This is a genomic window from Kitasatospora sp. NPDC007106 (genome assembly GCF_040634455.1).
Classification (GTDB): domain Bacteria; phylum Actinomycetota; class Actinomycetes; order Streptomycetales; family Streptomycetaceae; genus Kitasatospora; species Kitasatospora arboriphila.
Genome location: NZ_JBEYFP010001490.1, coordinates 1 through 1,002 on the forward strand (window position 1 = coordinate 1; position 1,002 = coordinate 1,002).

The window sequence follows — 1,002 nt, forward strand, 5'->3', positions numbered from 1 at the left end:
GCCGCCGCGCCGCTAGTGCCGGCTGCCGAACAGGCTGCGGCGCAGGCGGCGCAGCGGAGTGAGCAGCGACACCCGGGCGGTGCGCCGGGGCGCGGCCTGTGTGCCGGTCGCACCGGTGCCGCGCGGTGTGAGCTCCCTTATCAGGCCGAGGGCCTCGGCCGTGTCGACCGTCGAGAGCGCGGGCGCGCCGAGTACGGCCAGGTGGCGGTCGATCCGGCGGCCGGTCGTGCCGACACCGCACTGGATCGCCGGCACTCGCGGCCGGGGTCGCACTTGCATCTGTTCCATCGTTTCCCACCCCTACGAGGCGCCAGGGCCGTGAGGCGAAGACTATCCGTGAGTGGCTCTCCGCGCGCAAGCGTCCTGGTGTTCTGCCACCGTATCGTGCGAACGGATCTGACACTTCACCAGACGGCCGTGGCCTCGGTCACGACTGGGCATCGATCACCGACAACACAGCACCGCAGGTCGGGCATATCGGACGCGCTTCAAACCTGTCGGCGGCAGCACGCCGGATGCCGCAGCCGCGTACGGCGGCACGGGCCCGGCGCGCAGGGGGCGGGAGGAGCTCCGGGGGTGCGGCCGGCGGGCAGCCCGCGCGGGTGACGCGGCGGGCGGCCGGGTCACCGGTGCGGGTGAGAGTGCGGGCCTGCGCCGCAGCCCGGCCCGCCTACGGGGGACCATTCGGAGTGCCTTCACAACTTGAACGCGTCCGAGGGATTGACGCGGCGGAAACCTACAAGCAATATTTCCTCAGACACGGAGTTCCCGAGCCACCCCTCGAGACTCCTGTCGAATGAGTTCGACAGATGAAGAAAACTTCCGACACCTGCTGAGTCACTGTCCGGCCGTCTCGACGCTGCGGCGGCCCGACTCAGGTGCGGTGACGGACCGGCGGTCGGTCGTTGAGGGTCGGCCGGACCGCCAAACCGGACTGCCGGTGCCGCCGCTCGCACGGCGCGGCACCGGCGGTCGCGTTTTCCGGCCGCCGTCCGGGGCCGC

At 71.8% G+C, this 1,002-nt stretch carries 1 protein-coding gene; it reads right to left on the reverse strand.

What is annotated here, in order from left to right; genetic code table 11:
- Positions 1-12: 12 nt before the first annotated feature.
- On the reverse strand, positions 13-288 hold the full coding sequence (locus ABZ641_RS39510) for a hypothetical protein (protein WP_344626307.1): 276 nt from the start codon (positions 286-288) through the stop codon (positions 13-15).
- Positions 289-1,002 lie beyond the last annotated feature (714 nt).